This window comes from Mycobacterium sp. Soil_C_30, from assembly GCF_057656995.1.
Genome location: NZ_JBDGJH010000004.1, coordinates 425,877 through 443,465, shown reverse-complemented (window position 1 = coordinate 443,465; position 17,589 = coordinate 425,877). Strand labels below are relative to the sequence as shown.

Here is a 17,589-nt window from a genome sequence, read left to right as displayed (position 1 = left end):
CTCATCGTTTTTGAAGCCGGGAACTCCCGCCGGGGCGATCCGCGGGGCGCCCGGGCCAAACGATCGCCCACGGCACAGGTCGGGTAGCGCCAGCGTATCCGACAGATGCAAGGCCGTAAAGATCGGATGCAATACGACCAACTCCATCGATCCCCGCGCACCGGTCCCGAACAGGCATGTTGCCTCCAAAAATTGCATCCTATTTTTGCTCTATTGCATGACGAACTGTTAGCGTACGTCCGAAGACCGCTCTGCCCCGCCCCAGACACGGAGGTACACATATGAAGGCACTGTTGACCGACTCGAAGGCCCCCCGAGGACTCCGACTCGGTGAGCACGAGGATCCGGTGCCGCTGCCCGACCAGGTGCTCATCCGGGTCACCGCAGCTGCCTTGAACTATGGCGAAGTGGCGACCGTCGCGGGTGGACTGAAGCCGGGCTCGGGAATCGAGCGGCCGGCAGACGGGCTTGTGCTGGGATTCGACACCGCCGGCCACGTCGTGCAGGAAGCCGCGGACGGCTCCGGCCCCAAGATCGGCACCCCGGTCGTCTGTTTCGGGCCCGGTGGTGGCTGGGCCGAACTGCGGGCTGTGTCGACCGATTCCCTGGGGGTCCTGCCCGCCGACGCCGATACCGTGAAGGCCAGTGCGATCCCGGTGGCCGGACTCACCGCGCTACGCGCGCTCCAGCGCGCCGGAGCGGGGCTGGGGTCCACGGTGCTGATCACGGGCGCCAGTGGCGGCGTCTCGGGTTTCGCCATCCAGCTCGCCAAGATGGCCGGCGCACAGGTCATCGCCTCGACCACGAACGTACAGCGTCACGAGGCGGCCCTACGCGCCATCGGCGCAGACCAGGTCGTTGCCGGGCCCGAGTCGGTGACCGTGCCGGTGGATTGTGTGCTGGACATGGTGGGTGGCCCGCAGTTGGTGGCGGCCTACCGCAAGCTCGCGCAGAACGGCACCCTGGTGGCCGTCGGACATTCCTCCGACGTCGGCGAATCCTTCGCCTTCGGCGATCTTTTCGGTGACGGCGGCCGACACAACCGGTCGATAACGTCGTTTCACCTGACCGGCTGCACCGACTTGGGCCAAGGGCTCTCCTGGCTTGCGGGCAAGGTCCACGACGGCAGCCTCGACCCCCGCGTGACCTGGCAACAGTCCTGGCGAGACGTCGATCAGGCGATCGACGCGCTACTGGGGCGCCGCCTCAGCGGCAAAGCCGTGATCACGATCGACTGAACCGATGCGCATCCCCTTACCCGCGACCATGTTGGTGCTGACGTTCTCCGCCGGGCTCTGCGACGCCGTGGGTTTCCTCGCCTTGGACCGGGTTTTCGTCGGCAACATGACGGGCAATGTCATCATCCTCGGGATGGCGATCGGCCAAGCCGACGGTCTGCCGATCGCCGGGCCCCTCATCGCCTTGGTCACGTTTGTCGCTGCCGCCGGGATCGGCGGCCGCATCGTGCGCCGTCATCCCGAAGGCTGGCCTCCCCCGGTGAGCGCACTGTTCGCGACGGTCGCCGCGATGCTGGCGGCGGTCGCTGTCTGGTCGGCGCTCTCCGAGGTGACGGCGCAGCCGACGGCGATGATCGCCGCGGGGTTCCTGGCGGCCGCCCTGGGATTGCAGGCCGCGGGCGCACGCCACGTCGGGGTCAAAGATGTCACGACAGTGGTGGTGACGTCCGCTCTGACCGGGCTCGCCGCCGACTTCAGACACCCCGACTCCGCCAAGGACCTGTGGAAGCGTCGAATCGCCTCGGTGGCAATGATTCTCCTCGGCGCTTGCGCTGGCGCGGTCCTGCTTCGATTCGGTGTGGCGACCAGTCTCGCCGTAGCGGCGGCGCTCACAGCAGCCGTCACCGTGATCGGACACCGATACGCGGCGGCGCGATGACAGCCGTCGATATCTGGGGCATGCTGCCGACTCCGTTCACACCGGACGGGCAGAGAATCGATCACGACTCGCTGGCCGCACTCGTGGCAGAACTCATCCGCCGCGGCGTGACCGGGCTCGTGGCCATGGGAGTCATCGCCGAACCGCATTCACTGTCGGCCCGCGAGCGCGCCGCTGCGCTGGAGACCATCGCGGCCGCCTCAGGAGATCTCCCGCTGTGCGTCGGGCTCAACGGGCCTACGCACCGCGACCGGTTGCGCGAAGCGGAGCAGGTGTCCCGCATCGGCGGCGGCCGGGAGGTAGCGGTCCTGATCCCCGTGACCGAGCCCGATTCGGGAACACTGCGCGCGCAATGGAGCGAAATCCATGAGCACACCGGCGTTTCGCTGGTGATACAGGATTATCCCGCCGCCAGCGGTGTCACCATCGAGATCACCGAACTCGAATCGGCGGTCCGCGGAATGCCGTTCATCACTGCAATTAAATGCGAAGCGCCGCCGACTTTCTGGCGGATCCATCACCTCACGGAGAATACCGGGGCACCGTGCATGGCCGGGCTCGGCGGCCTGAGCCTGATCGACGAACTCGAATGCGGCGCCACCTCGGTGGCTTGCGGCATCTCGCGGCCGGAAGTGGTACGTGAGGCGCTGACCCAGTGGTCGGCCGGCAACGCCGCGGGGGCCCGAACCGCCATGGCCGGGATCGCGCCGCTGATCAATTTCGAGGTTCAGGCAAAGACCAGCATCGCCATCCGCAAAGAGCATTGGCGGCGGCAGGGCATCATCGCAACGGCGGCAGTCCGCCCACCGGCCTACCCGTATGCACCCTTCCTCGACCGCTGCAGCACCGCTTACGGTTTCGTGGCACCCGGTCAACACCGCTAGCTCTCTGGGCGATGCGTTGACCGCATTCGACATCTTGCCCATAAAATGCAATCAGGTTCGACCGGAGTGCAGGTTCACAAGGAATGAGCGTCATGACCAGCGAGACAGACAGGCCAGCTGCCGACCACATCGTCTCGTCGCTTCAGCATCGTATTCTCACCGGCGAGATCGAGGTCGGCTCCTGGCTGCGGCACGGCGCGCTCGCCGAAGAATACGGAACCAGCCGCACCCCGGTCCGCGAAGCACTCCTGGTGTTGGCGTCGCGCGGGATCGTGACCATCGAGCGTAATCGAGGCGCACAGGTCAACGGACTGTCTGCACGCGATATCCGCGAGCTCGGTGACGTCCGTGCCACCCTCGAGGGGCTGGCCGCCGAACTCGCGGCCGAGAGGATCACGGACCTGCAGGCCGAGACCATGCTCGCGTCCCTCGAGGACTACGAGAAGATCGCCGCGCGGATAGCCGCCCGCTCACCGAAGGACAGATCGTCGGGCCGGTCGCGCGGCGATGCCCAACGGTGGGCGGAAGCCAACGAGGCGTTCCACAGCATCATCCTGCAGGCCGCCGGCAACCGGAATCTGGCCGAGACGTTGCAACTCATCCACGGCAAACTCCCGAGCAACACCTCCTATGTCGCCTACGCCAACAGCGTCAGACTGTTGGAGCGAAACGTCAAGGAGCATCGCGAAATCGGGCGCGCCATCAGCGAGCACGACGCTGATACCGCACGGACCGCGATGACCGAGCATGTCCGCAACTCCATCGAATCGACCGTGCGCTGGGCCGAGGAACATCACCAGGTTCGCACCTAGGAACTCACTGTCAGGAGCCCGAATCTGCGTGCGCCTGCAGGAGTGAGCGCCGCAGGGCGTCCGGGATGGGTGCGGCGCGGCCGTGCTCGTCGACCGTGACCACCACGCACCGGCCCGTGGAGAAAACAGTGCCCGCAATGTCCCGGATCGTGAACGTCACGGTGTGCGAGGTGCGCCCGACCGCGGCCACCTGGAGATCGACGTCCACGGAATCCGCGGTCACCGGAATCGGCCGCAGGTACTCGATCTGATTGCTGCGAACAACCTGCATGGGCCGCCAGGACAGTCCCGCGTCCACGTAGCCCCGGGTCCTGGCGACCTCTACGTACTGCAGTTGAGCCGTGTTGTTGACGTGCCCCTGTGTATCGAGATCGGCGTACCGGATCTGTACCCGGCAGACGGCCACGGTTCCCACCTTTCTTCGCGTTGCACCCCCGGCCTCGGAGGTCAGCCCATGTGCAGCCCACCGTTGACATGGATGACCTCCCCGGTCACGAACGCGGCGTCCTCACTGCAGAGGAAGGCGATGACGGAGGCCACCTCAGCCGGCCGGCCGAAACGTCCGAGCGGGGTTGCGCGCAGCAGATGCTGCCCTTCCGCCGCGATCAGCGGCGCCGTCATGGCGGTTTCGATGATTCCCGGCGAGACCACGTTGACCCGCACCTGCGGGGCCAGCTCCCATGCGAGGCTTCGCGCGAACGCCACCAGTGCGCCTTTGGAAGCCGCATAGGCCGCGTGCTGCCTGCTGCCGCGGTGCGCCGCCATCGATGCCACCAGCACGATGGACCCGTCTGGCTTCAGTGCCGGGATGGCGTCGCGGACCAGATGCAGGGTGCCATCGAGATTCACCGCCATCGTCTGCCGCCATTGGCTGTCGGTGATGGTCGCGACGTCGTGTTCGGGATACACCCCGGAGGCCACCACGAGGTGGCGCAGGCCCCCGCCCAAAGCGCCTGCAGCCCCGATGAATTCCGCGGTGGAGGTGGTCGACGTGACATCGAGTTCGGTGGTCTCCACGCGGCCGTTCCCACCGTTGAGTTCCGCCCGGACAGTCTGCAGCACACTCCGATCACGATCCCCGAGCACCAGATCGGCACCGCGGCGGTGCAACACCTGCGCGAGGGCACGACCGATGCCGCCGGCTGCTCCGGCGATCGCGACCGTGTGGGCCGAGGAACGCGTCACGGTGCCATTCATTCGGAGCGGCGGTCGATCTGGCGACCGCGGTCATTGGTCACCGACGGCAGGGCGGTGGGGCTCGGCGAGGGCTCGCTGATGAGTTCGATGATGTAGTGGGTGACCTCGTGGTCCTCGAGGTTGCGGATGCGGTGCGGCGTCAGCGGCTCGTTGTGACCGACTGTCTTGAACAACACGAACCCGCGCTCGGCCGTCTGGCTGATCGACCACTCGGGATCACCGAGTTCCTGTGCCTCGGCTCGGCCGGCGTCCGGCCAGATCACGATGTGATCGTGGTAGTGCTGGTGGAAATCGAACATGCCGTTGGGCGGGAGGGTCATCGTCCAGACGCGGACCCGGTCGTTCTCGAAGATGAGGGTGTCCCCGGGGGTGGGTGGGAACTCGGCGGAAGTGGTGGACTCGGTCATGGTGTGCTCCTTCGGATATGGGTGAGAAGTTCTTGGTCACCGGCCGGCGGCATAACCCTGCGCGCCCCTGGGGTTGGCGGCCGCCCACAATTGTGCGTCCCGCGGTTGCCTACCCACGGCACTGAGTCTGCCCAGGGTCCAACTGCCGGCCCGGGTCACCACGTGGCCACGGGCAGACAGGTCGGTGATCACGTCGTCGCCGGCCCGGTCCTCGATCACCAACCCGCCCGGCGTCCAGGTGCGTGGCCAGAAGCTCTGCGCGAAGCTCGTGGTGTGGAAGGTGGGCGCCTCGATGGCCTCCTGGGGACTGGCCGATCCGACCAGCGTGCGCAGCAGATAACACAGCTGCCATTGGTCCTGCTGGTCGCCACCGGGCGTCCCCAGTGCGGTGATCACCTGATCCGCCGTGCCGAGCAGGGTGGGGCTCAGGGTGGTTCGCGGTCGTGCACCCGGCCGGAGCGCCGAAGGGCTGGCCGGGTCGAGCCACGTCATCTGCAGTCTGGTGCCCAGGCAGAAACCGAGACCGGCGACCGTGGGGGAAGATTGCAGCCATCCTCCGGACGGCGTCGCCGAGATCATGTTGCCCCACTGATCGACAACGTCGATGTGGCACGTGTCTCCGCGGGTGCTGCCCGACAGTTCCACGGTGGGTTCTCCGACGCCCAGCGCGCTGGCTGAGGTGTCGGCACCGTCGACTCGAAGCGGCGGGAGGTATGCCGGAACGCCGATCTCCCCCGGCCTCGAGACTTGTGAGGCGGTGTCGGTGATCAGCAGCCGTCGATGCCGCCCGTAGTCGGACGACAGCAGGGTCGGCAGCACATCGGAGGCCACCGCGCTGCCGTAGTAGGCGTCCCGATCGGCCATGGCCAGTTTCATGGCCTCGACGGTGTGGTGAACTCCGCGCGCAGTATCGAGGTCGAGCTCGCAATCATCGAAGCCCGCAAGGATTTCCAGTGCTTGCAGCAGCACGGGGCCCTGGCTCCACGGTCCGGCTTTGAAAACCGTTACCCCGCGGAAGACGTTCGACACCGGAGGCTCCCACGTGGCGCGGAACCTGGCCATGTCAGCGGTCCGCAGCACCCCGTGATGATCTCCCCCGCTGGAGTGCCGATGGGGCGTCGTCTCGACGAATCGCTCGATGGCCTCGGCCACGAAGCCGCTGCGCCAGGTTCTCCGGGCGGCCTCGATCTCGTCCTCCCGGTCCACGCCCACCGCGGCGGCCACCAACCGGCGCAACGTCACCGCGTAGTCGGTGTTCACCACCACCTGGTCCGGCGCCGGCGGCCTGCCGTCGGGCAGCCAGCACTGCGCCGAGGTGGGCCAGTGGTCGCTGAACAACGAGGTGACAGTGCTGATCACCCCGGCCGCCGCGGCGCTGATCCGGTGCCCATGAGCGGCATAGTGGATGGCGTACTCGAGCACCTCACCCAGCCGCCACGTGCCCTTGTCGCGCAGCAACAGCAGCCAGGCGTCGACGGCGCCCGGCACCGCGGCGGCCAATGCCCCGGCGCCGGGCACCAGGCCGAGCCCGAGGGAGGTGAAGTGTTCGATGGTCGCTCGCTCAGGTGCCGGGCCCTGCCCGGCGAGCACTGCGGGACGCTCGCCGGCGCCCGCAACCAGGGCCACCAGGTCACCGCCGGGTCCGTTGAGGTGCGGTTCCACGATGTGCAGCACGAACGCCGCCGCCACCGCGGCGTCGAAGGCATTACCGCCGCGCTCCAGCACCGATTGCGCTGTGGCCGTGCCGATCCAGTGCGTGGACGCGCACATCCCGAACGAGCCGTGTAGATCCGGGCGCGCCTTCAGCGCGCTGTCCGGCCCCGTCACACCTGCACCTCGGGCGCATGCGAGTACTGCCGGCGCAGACTTCGTTTGTCGATTTTTCCGGTGCTCGTACGTTGCAGTGCGGCAACCGAAATGACCCGCTCCGGAATCCACCATCGAGGTACCCGGTCGGCCAGCCACTCGCGGAGCTCGTCCGAGGAGATGCTGCGGGATTGTTGCGCGACCACCAGGGCAATCGGGCGCTCGTCCCAACGGTCGTGCGGCACACCGATCACCGCCGCCTCGGCCACCGCGGGATGGGCACACAGCTCTGATTCCAGCGCGGCGGAGCTGATCCACTCCCCGCCCGACTTGATCACGTCTTTCAACCGATCGGTGATGACGACGCGCGCCTCACCGTCGATGGTCGCGAGGTCACCGGTGCGCAGCCACTCACCGCCCTGTGCATCCCGGCGGAAGCTGTCGCCGCCGCGCCCACCGAGATACCGGCCGGCGATCCAGGGACCGCTGACCTCGAGTTCACCGACCGCGTGGCCGTCGCTGGGCAACACCGTGCCGGACTCCTCCACCACGCGGGCGCGGATGCCGAAGCTCACCCGCCCGACATCGTTGGTGGGTCGCTTGTCCCCCGGCGGGTCGGCGATCGCCACGATCGGCGAGGTCTCGGTCATCCCCCACGCGCACGTCAGCGAGACGCCCCATTCGTCGTGGTATGCGTCGACGAGCGCCTGGGCGGCCGACGCTCCCCCACAGAGCGCACGACGCAACGACCCCAGCTGATAGCCGGGGTGCTCGCGAAGCCATGCCAGCAGATCGGTCCAGACCGTCGGCACCGCACCGGATACCGTGGGCGAACACCGGGTCACGAGTTCGGCGATGGTCCGTGGCCGCACGAACCGGCCCGGCAGGACCAGCGCCGCGCCCGCCATCAGCGCTGCGTAGGGCAGGCCCCACGCATTGACATGGAACATCGGCACCAACGGCATCACCACATCACGCGACGAGATACCGACCGAATTGGCCGTGCAGGACGCCAACGCATGCAGGTAGATCGACCGGTGGCTGTAGACGACACCCTTCGGATCACCGGTCGTGCCGCTGGTGTAGCAGATGGACGCCGCAGTGTTCTCCTCGAGTCGAGGCCATGCGAAATCATCGTCACAAGAAGACAATTGATCTCGGTAACCGGCCGTTGTCCGACCAGATCGGTGCAGTGAGTCGAGCACCTCGTCAGCGACCTCCGCCCCGACGAACACGACGGTGTGGACGTGCTTCGACAACCGCAGCACCTCGAGCACCAGCTGCGCGAACTCGCTGTCGCACACCAGCACGTCATCGCCGGCCTCGTCGATCACGAAGGCCAACTGGGCGGCGTTCATCCGGGGGTTGAGAGTGTGCAACACCGCACCCATGGCGGGTACCGCGACATAAAGCTCGAGGTGTTCGACGGTGTTCCACAGGAGTGTGGCCACACCGCGCCCCCGCCCGATGTCGAGAGCGGCCAGGAAGTTGGCGAGCCGGCCGACCTGCCGGCCCAGATCGCGATGGGTCACCCGCTCGACGTCGCCGCTGTCGTTGCGGCAGGTCATGATTTCCGCCCGGCCCGTGCGCTCGTACAGTGAATGCACCAAGGCGGTGAGAGTCAGTGGCGAGGCCTGCATGCCACTTCGCAGGTGCGCTGCTGGATGTGCGTCGGTCACGGCTGTCCACTCCTGATTCGGTACTCGATCTCCCCGGCGACGTCGTGCGGTGCCTCGTCGGGCATCCAGTGGCTGACACCGCGGAGTTCCCTGAAGCGGTAGTCAGCCCGGCACAACGCGGCGCATCCCAGTGCCGCGGCACGGCCCACCGCGAAGTCGTCCGCACTCCACAGGTACGTCGTGGGAATCGTGATGTCGGCCAGTTCGGTCGGTTTGGTCAGCGCCATCGCCTGGTAGTACTTCAGCGCATGCACGAGCAGCCCGGGATCGGCCAGCATCGGTTCGATGTAGGAGTCGATGGCGGCGGCTGTCAATCGGGAGTCGTCGAACATCGTGCGCAGTTCGGCCGCCCCGTTGTCGAGCAGGCGCTTCTCGACGCCCACCTGACGGTACAGCCCGAGATACGCTGAGCGCTCACGTTGTTCCGGGTCGTTGCGCAGCGCCCGTGCGTAGGCCAGCGGATGTGGGATCGACAGGGCAGTATAGGTAGTGATGCGCGTCGGGTGGAGACCGGCGGCGAACCACCCGACGGTGGCTCCCCAATCATGGGCGACCAGGTGGCAATTCGGCTCATCCAGCGCATCGAGCAGGCCGATCACGTCCCCGGCCAGCGTGTCAGCACGATAGGCTGCAACATCTTTCGGCCGGGCCCCCGGAGAGTAGCCGCGCAGGTTGGGCGCGACAGTGCGGATGCCTGCGGCGTTCAGCAGTGCGGTGACGTCGGACCACTCGGAGTTGTTCTGCGGAAAGCCGTGCAGCAACACGGCAAGTGGGCCTTGTTCGGGTCCTGCGATGACGGCGTCGAGAACGATGCCAGAGGTGGGTATGTTCACCGAGAGCCGGGCGGGGGCTTCATGGTCAGTCAATGGTGATCACCGCCTTGCCGTGCAATCGCCGTCCCAGCAGGAGGTCGATGGCGGCATCGATGCTCGACCAGTCGCCCGTCCATGACACACCCGGGTCGACCCGACCGTCTGCGACCTCTTCGGCCAGCCGGCCGAGGTCAGGGCCCAACCCGTCGCACCCGGACAGGTGGAATGTCACCAGTGAGCGGTCATGGCGCCGGCCGTCACCGAAGAGATCGCCGAACGCGAAAGACTCGGCCTGCTCCGCGGAATGGCCGACAGCAACCAGCGTGCCGCCGGGGGCGAGGCGGCGGAACGCCTCGACCAATTGGTCGCCGCCGACCATGTCCAGCACCGCGTTCCAGGGTCCGTCGGCGGCCACAGGAGTCGCGACCACCTCCGCGGCGCCCAGCGCACGGAGCTGTTCCCCGTGCACCTCGGGGCGCGACGTCGATGCGATGACATGAGCACCCTCGTTGTGCGCCAACTGAATCGCGAACCGACCGACACCGCCGGTTGCCCCGGTGACGAGAACCCGGTCACCGGAACCCACCCCGGCCCGGCGCAGTGCCCGCAATGCGGTCAGGCCTGCACCGGGCACCGTGGCCGCCGCGATCAGATCGGCACCGGAGGGCAGCACCCCGATGGAATCGGTGTCCACGGCACGAAGCTGCGCCCATGCCCCACCGAATGCGAACGTCACCACGGGCGTGCCCTCCGGTGGTCCGCTGCCGCCCGCGGCGGCTCGCTCGACGACCCCGGCAGCATCCACGCCGAGCACGGTGCCCTCGGCGGGGCGCTCGATGCCGGGAGGTAGCACCCCGCCCACCATCGCGATCTCACCGAAATTCAGTGATGCCGCCTTGACCCTGACCAGCGCCTGATGGGGTGCGGTCTCCGGGTCCGGCACCGATTCGACCCGAACCCCGCGGGGCGCCTCCCGATCCACGACCAGTGCGCGCATTCTCCAATGCCTTTCGTTCTGATGATCGACTTTCCGCGTCTGGCGTTCAGGGCGCCCGTGTCGTCGCCTGTGGCGCGGCACGCAGCTGCGCCAGTTCCTCGTCGCGGCCGATGGCCTGGCGCTGCACGTCCCGACGTGCATCGCTGGTGCGCCACCTGCCGGCCATCAGCGGGATGGTGGCAGCGCTCAGCAGACCGCCGATCGTCGAAATCACAAGCCAGAACTGCCATTGCGTGTGTGCGGCGGTGACGGCGGACAGGTCACCGTTGATCACCTTGTCTGCCGCAGGCACGACGAAGGAGACCGCTCCGAAGCAGATGGTGGCCACGATGCGAAGGGTCCAGCCCCAGACCGCCAGTGCTTTACCCACCAGGGCCGGGTCACGCGCCTCGACGGTCTCGGTGAATGCCGCAAACCACGGGACCTGGAAAAGACCCCAGCCTATTCCCAGCAGCGCCATCGCCGTGCCGAGCGCCAGAACCCCGGCGTCACTGCCGATCAGGAAGATCAGCGACACCTGCACGGCGGTGCACAACACCGCACCCAACAGGATCCACGGCTTGCGGACCAGGTATCGGTCGGCCACGAAACCGCCGACAAACGCGGCGATCACAAAAAACGCCCAGCTTGCCGACACCAAGGCATTGGCGAACACCGAGTCGAGTCCGAACGCGGTGGCAAACAGGATGGGCGCCAAGGTGATCACGGTGTGGTAATAGATGAGCATCAACGGGAAGCCGATCACGGGCAGCAGGATGGCGACGGTCATCACGCTGCGCCATCGCGGGGCGGACTGCGCCTGGAACGTCCCCGCCGCCACCCGTGCCTCGAGCAGTTCCTTGTCCTCTTCCGACGCCGCGGCCTGCTCTCGCAAGTCCGCGCTCAGTTCGCGCAGGTACCGCACCGCGATGACGGCGAGCACACCGCCCACGATGCCCGCGATGATGAACTGGCTACGCCACGTCTGGAGGCGCTCCAACGTCAGCGCAGCGACCCCTGACGCCAGCAGAGAGCCCGCTGCCGGCCCGACCACCCAGAGCGCCATCGCGCGCCCGCGTCCCGACTGGGGACTGAAGTCACGGATGATCCCGGGCGCGGCCACCAGGGCCATCCCTTCGATGACGCACGTGACGCAGGCGATACCCAGGAACATCCACTTGTTGGTCGCCAGCGGCATACCGATGGCCGTGATCACACTCAGAACCAGCAGCCCGTACACGACGACACTGGCGCGCCCGAAGCGTTCCACCACGCCCGAGAGCAGACTCCCGAAAGCCCCCAACACGTTGCCGATCACCAGGATCGCCGTCAGGAAGCCGACCGACATGCCGAGTTCGCGATTGGTCAACGCCGAGGTGGCACCGAAGATGTACTGCTGGTAATACAGGACGACGGCGCATGCCATGGCCAGCGCCAATCGTTTTCGCCGCTCGGCTCCGACCGGGTAGTAGTCCAGCTCGCGCCGGCGAAGCATCTGCCGGAACCCCGGCTTCGAGCCTCGAGCTGAGGCGAGATCGGATTGCTCTGTCGTCACCGGTGACCTCCTGCCGCCGTCGGAGCCGCTGCCCCGTCACGGGCACGCAGTGCAGGCGTCGCCGGATGCTGCGCCTTCGACGAAGCTAATCCGATTGCATCCTATTTGCAAGCATCGAATGCAATTCTTTGTGGTTCTGGTTCCAGACTCCACGTCGGGACGCGCGGACATCGCTGCGACGATGATGATGGAACGCACTGCACCACAATCGATTACCGCGGCAACCTGAGGCAGATCCGCCTCGCCCACATGCTGCGCGCCGCGGTCAGCCCTCGCTCGAGTCCCGCCGCGGGTGCTTCTGGGCGAAATCCCAGACGAGTGAGCTGACGTCGGGTCCGGCCCGGTCCGTGAAAAGACCCACCGAGGTGGGTCCGGAATAGGCATGCCCCATACCGTGAACGAGATACAGCTCGATGGCTGAGGCTGTCACGCCCTCAGGCGAGTACGTGGTGTGCGTGTACGGGTGGCGGCCGGGCGCCGCAGGAACCCTCGTTTCCCGCCGCTGCCAACCGAGGCTCTTGTTGAGTTCCCCGTCGTCCACCAGATCGCCGACGGCCGACCAGTGCTGGACCAGCCTGGCGGCCACCGTCGGCGGCACCACGGTGTCCGCCGAGCCCTGGACGACGAGCAGTGGCACCCGCCGGGCGCGGTTGCCCATCTGCGCCCACGCCTGGCGGGCGGTGTACTCCGGTGGCGTGGCGTCCGGATCGTCCGGATTCACCTGGTTCAGGCCGTACTCACCCCCGGCCACCGAGGTGGCGGTGGCGAACACGTCCGGATACGTCGCCGCCAGGATCACCGCGGTTCCCGCGCCGGAGGACGCGCCCACCACGTGCACGCGGGCGGGATCGGCGTTGTAGCGCTCGATGACCTGATGCGCCACGCCGGCCAGCAGCGCGGGTTCTCCGGTGTGGCGCTGTTGCTCACGCGGATCGCCGGAGCGCCAGCAGTTGAGCTTGTCGCGAAACATCCGCTGCGTGGGGTAGACCACGATGAAACCCTCGCGGTCGGCCAGGGCGTTGAACTGCGTGGTGGCCTTCATGCTGTTCCAACCGAATCCGGTCATTGCACACCCGTGGATCGCCATGATCACCGGCAGCTGGGCCCGGCCGTCATGCTGCGGCGGGACATGAACCTGATAACGCAGGCCTTGGTAGGTGTGGTTGACGTCGCCGTGGCCCATCCACCACGGCAGGCCGTACTGCGCGGCCGCGGTCAGCGACCCCAGCGCCACCACCAGTACCGCGACGACAGCGGCGAGGATCCGTGGCCATCGACGGCCGCCTGTGGGTGCGTGAGCGTCGAGCACCTCACCGAGAGTATCGAAGCAGCCGTTCGGCGGCGTTCTGACTCCACGCTGGGCCGTGGTTCGTGCTTTTCAAACCTGGCCGACGGCAACGGCATTCTCCGCCACTGGCGCTACGCTCGTGTCGTGGATGGGTTCAGCATCATCGCGGGAATATCGGCCTGACGATGTGCGGTTTATACGTCGATGTCTGACGATGAGCGCATGGATCCCGGCGGGTCTCGGCGACGTCGACGACTCCTGGCGATCGGACTTCCGTTGGCAGCGCTGGCTTTGGTCTACATCGCCGATCTGATGATCACCTCGTCCAAGGTGCCCAGAGGCGTCACCGCAGCCGGGGTGTCGCTCGGCGGGTTGACCCCGGACGAGGCCGAGCAGCGCCTGCGCCGAGAGATCACTCCGCGTCAGGAACTTCCCGTTCCAGTCACACTCGGAGCACTGGAAACCACCGTGGACCCCCGCGCGGTTGATGTGACCGCGGACCTGCAGGCCACCGTCGATTCAGCCGGTGGGCAACCGCTGAACCCGCTCACCCGGATCACGTCGTTCTTCGTGGAGACCCCGATTGACGTGGTGGCCTCCGTGGACGAGCCCGCACTTGTCGCAACGCTGGAAGAACTCGGCTCCCAGGTCGCCGAGGACCCGGTGGAAGGCTCCGTCACGTTCGTCGACGGACGTCCCCGGACCTCAGATCCCGAATCCGGACAACGCCTCGACATCACCTCTGCCGCTGAGGTTTTCAGCCGACATTGGGCTAGCGGAGAAACCCTCGAGCTGCCGATGGTGGAGATTGCGCCAGACACCACCGCCGCCGATGTCGCGGTGGCCGCTGACAGTATCGCCGCCCCGGCAGTGTCCGAGCCCGTCATCGTCGACGGTGACAGCGGCGTCCGGGGCGTCATCACCGAGGACGTCATCGCAGCGGCGCTCAGTTTCCGGCCCGCACAGGGGCGTCTGGTGCCGGAGATCAACGAGAGGCTCATCGTCGACGAGTTACGTCCCCAACTCGCGGCCTCGGAGATCCCGAAACGCGACGCCGACATCGATTTCGCCGCCACCCCGCCGGCCAAGGTACCGGCGCAGGACGGCCGGCGGCTGGACTACGACGCCACATTGGAAGACCTGCTGTCGGTTCTCCGCGATACCGACAACCGTGAGATCGCCGCGGTGTACGTCGACGAGAGTCCCTCATTGACCTTCGAAGCGCTCGAACAACTGGGTCCTGTGCAGACCATCGGTGAGTTCCAGACAGGTGGGTTCTCCAGCGATTCGGGCAGGAACATCCGCCGCGCCGCCGAACAGATCGACGGCATGGTCGTCCGGCCCGGGGAAACGTTCAGCCTGAATGCCGCCACCAATCCGCGCAACGCCGCCGCCGGTTATGTCGAGGCCGGCATCATCGAGAACGGCCGACCCGCCCGCGGTGTCGGTGGTGGCGTGTCCCAGGTGGCCACCACGTTGTTCAACGCCGCCTACTTTGCCGGCATGGAGGACATCGAACATCACGAGCACAGCTACTACATCAGCCGTTACCCGCCCGGTCGGGAAGCCACCGTGTTCGGGGATGTGTTGGATGTCAAATTCCGCAACGACGGGCCGACGTCGGTGCAGATACAAACCGACTGGACGCCCAGCGCCGTCACGGTGCGCCTGGTGGGCATCAAACGTTATGAGGTGACGTCCTCGCAGAGTCCACGAAGTCGACCCACGTCGCCTCAGACGATCACGATCCCCGCCGGCGAAGCCTGCAGTGCCAGCGGCGGCGCACCAGGATTCACCATCACCGACACGCGCACCCTGCGCGAGGTCACCGGCGGACCGACGAGAACCGAGTCCCACACCGTGATCTATGACCCCATCCCCAGGGTGGTCTGCGGCTAAGGCGCGCCGAATCCTCTGACAGACAGGAACTCAGAACCATGACGACGTTGCCACTCGACCGAAACGACGAAGCCCCGACACTGGCCGAGGACCTCCTCCTGCTGCTGTTCCAGCCCGAATCCGGGACGATCGCGGGCGAGAACACACTCTTCTACCCGTTGGCAGGAGCAGTGCTCACAGACCTCGCCCTCCAGAACAAGGTGACGACCACCACGTCCCGGGTCGGTACCGTCATCGTGGAACCTGTTGCCGGACAGGCACCCTCAGACGTGATCTATCGTTCCACCTGGGATTACATCTCCGCCAAGCCCCGAGGCATCCAGACCGTGCTCGCAGCCATCGGTCCGACACTCCGCCAGCCCCTCCTCGACCGTCTCATCGCGCGGGGTGACATACGCGAAGAAAAGAAGAAAGCGCTGCGGATCTTCGAAACCACCGCGCTTCGGGACGGCGGAAACGGGCGCCGATCCATCCTTCTCGACAGTGTCCGCAGTGCACTCGTGGATGGCACCGAGCCGACCCCCCGCATCGCGGCCCTTGCAGCCTTGCTGTGGAAAAGCGGGTCTCTGCCCCAGTTCGGCCCGGACATTCCCTGGACTTCCGCCGTCATCGGTCGCGCCAAGGAACTCGAGCACGGCAACTGGGGTGCAACGGCTGCCGGAGAAGCAGTGACTCGCACCGTCACCGCAATTGTGGTCAACAGCGTCATCGTCGCGACTACGGTGCACCCGCCGAACTGACGAGGCAATGAACGCCCGAGCGTGCTTCGGCGGGACGCCGATTGGCGTCCAAGGCATCGGGACCCAACAGCAGGAATCCCCGCGCGTTGTCGGCCTCGACCGCGTCGATGACAGTCGCGGACCCGGTTCGACAACAGTAGCCAGAACCCACCGGCGGACGCCCAACCTCGTGACCAAACCGCCGGTGAGCCAAGGGCTCACCGGCGGCTTTGTGAATAGGGAACCTACTTGACGATCACATCCTCGAGGTCGTTGTTCTTCGTCTCAGGAAGCGCGAGCACGCAGAGCAAGCTCACCCCCGCCAGCGCGGCCAGCAGGACACCCACCCAGATGCTGGAGTAGTTGGCCACGATCTGTGCCGCCAGGATCGGCGGAATGGCGCCGCCGATGATCCCGCCCAGGTTGTAGCTCAATCCTGCACCGGTGTAACGGAATCGGGACTGGAACATCTCCGGCAGCAACGCACCCGCGGGACCGTTGGCGATGCCGTACAGCGACAGGGTGACGGTCACACCGATGAGGAACGCGATCGGCGAACCGGTATCGAGCAACGGGAACAGCAGCAGCGACCAGATCACCGCACCGCCGTAGGCCACGGCGATCACTTTCTTGCGTCCCACCCGGTCGGAGATGATCGCCGCGGCGGCCGTCACCACAGCGAGGACCACGGCGCCGATCATGCCGAAGCCCAGGATCATCGTGCGGGTGAACTCCAGGGTGCCCATGCCGTAGCTGGTGAGGAAGGTGCTGCCGGTGTAGAACATCGAGAACACCGTCGACATGGCCAGGCCTGCGATCAGGATCTGCTTCCACTGGCGCCGGAACGCATCGGCGAACGGCAGCTTCACCGGCGCGGTGGACGCCGCCAGCTTCTCCTTCTCCAGATGCGCTTTGAACACGGGCGTTTCCGCGATGGACAGCCGGATCCACAGACCCACCATGACCAGGATCAGCGACGCCAGGAACGGGAAGCGCCAGCCGTAGCTCAGGAACGCCTCGCTGGTGGCGCCGACGGTCAGCGACACCACGAAGAAGGTGCCGCTGGCCAGGAAGAAAGCGCAGGCCGGCCCGAGCTGCGGGTACACCGCCATTCGCCCGCGTTGATTCTTCGGCGCGTACTCGGCGGTCAGCAACGTGGCGCCGGCCCATTCCCCACCCATGGCCAGCCCCTGCAGGAAACGCATCGTCACCAACAGGATGGGGGCCCAGATACCGATGCCGTTCTCGAAGACCCCGAACACGCCGGTGTCGTACCCGGGGAACAGGCCGATCAGCACCGTGGACAGCCCCATCATCAGCAGCGTCCACACCAGGGTGCGTTTGCGTCCGATCTTGTCTCCGAAGTGGCCGAACACGATCGACCCGACGGGACGGGCGAAGAAGGCCACCCCGAAGGTGGCAAACGAGGCGATGGTGCCCATGGCGGGGCTGACATCGGGGAAGAAGACGGCGGGGAACACCAAAGCGGCCGCGGTGCCGTAGACGAAGAAGTCGTAGTACTCGATCGTCGTTCCGATCAGGCTGGCAGCGCCGACTTTCCGAAGACCACGGCGTTGGGACGTCGGATCCTGGTTGGGAGTCAGAGCCGGGCTCTGCTGGTGCATGGGCATCTCCAAAGGTTGGATGGATCTCTATATG

The 17,589-nt window shown here is 66.7% G+C and carries 16 protein-coding genes; 6 read left to right on the top strand and 10 right to left on the bottom strand.

What is annotated here, in order from left to right; translation table 11 throughout:
• Window positions 1-281: 281 nt before the first annotated feature.
• The 4 genes from AC3A6P_RS10305 to AC3A6P_RS10290 all read left to right on the top strand — a co-directional run bounded on the left by AC3A6P_RS10305 (window position 282) and on the right by AC3A6P_RS10290 (window position 3,592).
• Complete coding sequence (locus AC3A6P_RS10305) at window positions 282-1,238, top strand: zinc-binding dehydrogenase (protein WP_487691329.1); 957 nt, start codon at window positions 282-284, stop codon at window positions 1,236-1,238.
• A gap of 4 nt (window positions 1,239-1,242) precedes the next feature.
• Window positions 1,243-1,896, top strand: a complete 654-nt coding sequence (locus AC3A6P_RS10300; protein WP_487691327.1) for a YoaK family protein — start codon at window positions 1,243-1,245, stop codon at window positions 1,894-1,896.
• Window positions 1,893-2,780 carry a dihydrodipicolinate synthase family protein gene (locus AC3A6P_RS10295; protein ID WP_487691325.1) on the top strand — a complete coding sequence of 296 codons (888 nt, stop codon included), beginning with the start codon at window positions 1,893-1,895 and terminating at the stop codon, window positions 2,778-2,780. Before AC3A6P_RS10300 ends, AC3A6P_RS10295 begins: the two co-directional genes overlap by 4 nt.
• A 92-nt stretch (window positions 2,781-2,872) precedes the next feature.
• Window positions 2,873-3,592, top strand: coding sequence for a GntR family transcriptional regulator (locus AC3A6P_RS10290; protein ID WP_487691323.1), 720 nt, complete (start codon window positions 2,873-2,875; stop codon window positions 3,590-3,592).
• 10 nt (window positions 3,593-3,602) lie between these two features.
• Here the strand turns inward: AC3A6P_RS10290 and AC3A6P_RS10285 are convergent, their stop codons facing one another.
• From AC3A6P_RS10285 to AC3A6P_RS10245, 9 genes are all read right to left on the bottom strand, one after another.
• Entirely contained in the window at window positions 3,603-3,998 is a 396-nt protein-coding gene (locus AC3A6P_RS10285) for an acyl-CoA thioesterase (protein ID WP_487691321.1), read from the bottom strand.
• Window positions 3,999-4,039: 41 nt separating this feature from the next.
• On the bottom strand, window positions 4,040-4,777 hold the full coding sequence (locus AC3A6P_RS10280) for an SDR family NAD(P)-dependent oxidoreductase (protein WP_487691319.1): 738 nt from the start codon (window positions 4,775-4,777) through the stop codon (window positions 4,040-4,042).
• A gap of 8 nt (window positions 4,778-4,785) precedes the next feature.
• Window positions 4,786-5,196: a hypothetical protein gene (locus AC3A6P_RS10275; RefSeq protein ID WP_487691317.1), complete on the bottom strand. Its 411-nt coding sequence runs from the start codon at window positions 5,194-5,196 to the stop codon at window positions 4,786-4,788.
• Window positions 5,197-5,232: 36 nt separating this feature from the next.
• On the bottom strand, window positions 5,233-7,023 hold the full coding sequence (locus tag AC3A6P_RS10270) for a gamma-glutamyltransferase family protein (protein ID WP_487691315.1): 1,791 nt from the start codon (window positions 7,021-7,023) through the stop codon (window positions 5,233-5,235).
• Window positions 7,020-8,681 carry a long-chain-fatty-acid--CoA ligase gene (locus AC3A6P_RS10265; protein ID WP_487691313.1) on the bottom strand — a complete coding sequence of 554 codons (1,662 nt, stop codon included), beginning with the start codon at window positions 8,679-8,681 and terminating at the stop codon, window positions 7,020-7,022. Before AC3A6P_RS10265 ends, AC3A6P_RS10270 begins: the two co-directional genes overlap by 4 nt.
• The gene (locus AC3A6P_RS10260; RefSeq protein WP_487691311.1) at window positions 8,678-9,547 is read right to left on the bottom strand and encodes an alpha/beta fold hydrolase; all 870 of its coding nucleotides are present in this window, start codon (window positions 9,545-9,547) and stop codon (window positions 8,678-8,680) included. Before AC3A6P_RS10260 ends, AC3A6P_RS10265 begins: the two co-directional genes overlap by 4 nt.
• Window positions 9,540-10,490: a zinc-binding dehydrogenase gene (locus tag AC3A6P_RS10255; RefSeq protein WP_487691309.1), complete on the bottom strand. Its 951-nt coding sequence runs from the start codon at window positions 10,488-10,490 to the stop codon at window positions 9,540-9,542. The genes AC3A6P_RS10260 and AC3A6P_RS10255 overlap by 8 nt, the downstream gene beginning before the upstream one ends.
• 46 nt (window positions 10,491-10,536) lie before the next feature.
• On the bottom strand, window positions 10,537-12,024 hold the full coding sequence (locus tag AC3A6P_RS10250) for an MFS transporter (protein ID WP_487691307.1): 1,488 nt from the start codon (window positions 12,022-12,024) through the stop codon (window positions 10,537-10,539).
• Window positions 12,025-12,289: 265 nt separating this feature from the next.
• Window positions 12,290-13,333 carry an extracellular catalytic domain type 1 short-chain-length polyhydroxyalkanoate depolymerase gene (locus AC3A6P_RS10245; RefSeq protein ID WP_487691305.1) on the bottom strand — a complete coding sequence of 348 codons (1,044 nt, stop codon included), beginning with the start codon at window positions 13,331-13,333 and terminating at the stop codon, window positions 12,290-12,292.
• A gap of 183 nt (window positions 13,334-13,516) precedes the next feature.
• Between AC3A6P_RS10245 and AC3A6P_RS10240 the strand changes: the two genes are divergently transcribed.
• The gene (locus AC3A6P_RS10240) at window positions 13,517-15,211 is read left to right on the top strand and encodes a VanW family protein (protein ID WP_487691303.1); all 1,695 of its coding nucleotides are present in this window, start codon (window positions 13,517-13,519) and stop codon (window positions 15,209-15,211) included.
• A gap of 38 nt (window positions 15,212-15,249) precedes the next feature.
• Window positions 15,250-15,951 (top strand): GOLPH3/VPS74 family protein, encoded by a 702-nt coding sequence (locus AC3A6P_RS10235; protein WP_487691302.1) that lies wholly within the window; start codon window positions 15,250-15,252, stop codon window positions 15,949-15,951.
• 224 nt (window positions 15,952-16,175) lie between these two features.
• Here the strand turns inward: AC3A6P_RS10235 and AC3A6P_RS10230 are convergent, their stop codons facing one another.
• Entirely contained in the window at window positions 16,176-17,555 is a 1,380-nt protein-coding gene (locus AC3A6P_RS10230) for an MFS transporter (protein ID WP_487691459.1), read from the bottom strand.
• Window positions 17,556-17,589 lie beyond the last annotated feature (34 nt).

Bases quoted from the DNA above. Each gene is read 5' to 3' on its own strand.
- AC3A6P_RS10305 (WP_487691329.1), top strand. From the start codon at position 282: ATGAAGGCACTGTTGACCGACTCGAAGGCCCCCCGAGGACTCCGACTC.
- AC3A6P_RS10300 (WP_487691327.1), top strand. From the start codon at position 1,243: ATGCGCATCCCCTTACCCGCGACCATGTTGGTGCTGACGTTCTCCGCC.
- AC3A6P_RS10295 (WP_487691325.1), top strand. From the start codon at position 1,893: ATGACAGCCGTCGATATCTGGGGCATGCTGCCGACTCCGTTCACACCG.
- AC3A6P_RS10290 (WP_487691323.1), top strand. From the start codon at position 2,873: ATGACCAGCGAGACAGACAGGCCAGCTGCCGACCACATCGTCTCGTCG.
- AC3A6P_RS10275 (WP_487691317.1), bottom strand. From the start codon at position 5,196: ATGACCGAGTCCACCACTTCCGCCGAGTTCCCACCCACCCCCGGGGAC.
- AC3A6P_RS10255 (WP_487691309.1), bottom strand. From the start codon at position 10,490: ATGCGCGCACTGGTCGTGGATCGGGAGGCGCCCCGCGGGGTTCGGGTC.
- AC3A6P_RS10240 (WP_487691303.1), top strand. From the start codon at position 13,517: ATGTCTGACGATGAGCGCATGGATCCCGGCGGGTCTCGGCGACGTCGA.
- AC3A6P_RS10235 (WP_487691302.1), top strand. From the start codon at position 15,250: ATGACGACGTTGCCACTCGACCGAAACGACGAAGCCCCGACACTGGCC.
- AC3A6P_RS10230 (WP_487691459.1), bottom strand. From the start codon at position 17,555: ATGCACCAGCAGAGCCCGGCTCTGACTCCCAACCAGGATCCGACGTCC.